Here is a 647-nt window from a genome sequence, read left to right as displayed (position 1 = left end):
TAAAGTCGATGATTGGGGTGAAGTCGTAACAAGGTAGCCGTATCGGAAGGTGCGGCTGGATCACCTCCTTTCTAGGGAGACATACACCAAGCCAAGAGCTTGGATGTCACTTAGGTCGACACTTTGGTGAGTAAGTAGACGTAGCATAAGCGCTAGCTGTACTTACATACTTATCATTGTTTGGTTTTGAGAGATCTGTCATAGATTTCTCAATGTAATATGACGTTATACATTACGCGTTAATCTAGGCGCACGTAGGGTTGCGAAATCGACGCATACTGGAAGTATGCTAGATGAGCAAGACAAGTGCAACGACGAGTAACACGGAATGTACGGCAGATTTGTTCTTTGAAAACTGCATAGAAGAATTAATATATATTTGTAAGGTCATCTCTTAGAATTTCTAAGTAGGTTGACCCGAGCACATAGGAAATAATTCTCTGACTTAATGGTGACGTACATGAAAATGTACGGCTACAAAAAACGACAATGTATCTAATGCATGTCAATAAAATCTAAAAATAGATTTTCGTCAGAATTTGATGGATAACGAGGCGTGCCAGTGAGGGAATGTCGCCGCGTACTTATGTACGCAAGACAAACCGAACGCAGCACAACGAAGTTAGCCGCAAATTATGGCGTAAAAT

General features: G+C 41.3%; 1 rRNA gene. It reads left to right on the top strand.

Annotated features, from left to right (window positions below):
* Positions 1 to 71 (top strand): 16S ribosomal RNA (locus AAA071_RS09475); the annotation flags it as partial.
* Between the last annotated feature and the right edge of the window lie 576 nt (positions 72 to 647).

It is taken from the genome of Veillonella parvula (genome assembly GCF_040097785.1).
Lineage (GTDB): Bacteria > Bacillota > Negativicutes > Veillonellales > Veillonellaceae > Veillonella > Veillonella parvula_D.
Note: the sequence above shows the minus strand (reverse complement) of the source record. Positions and strands in the feature narration are given on the sequence as shown.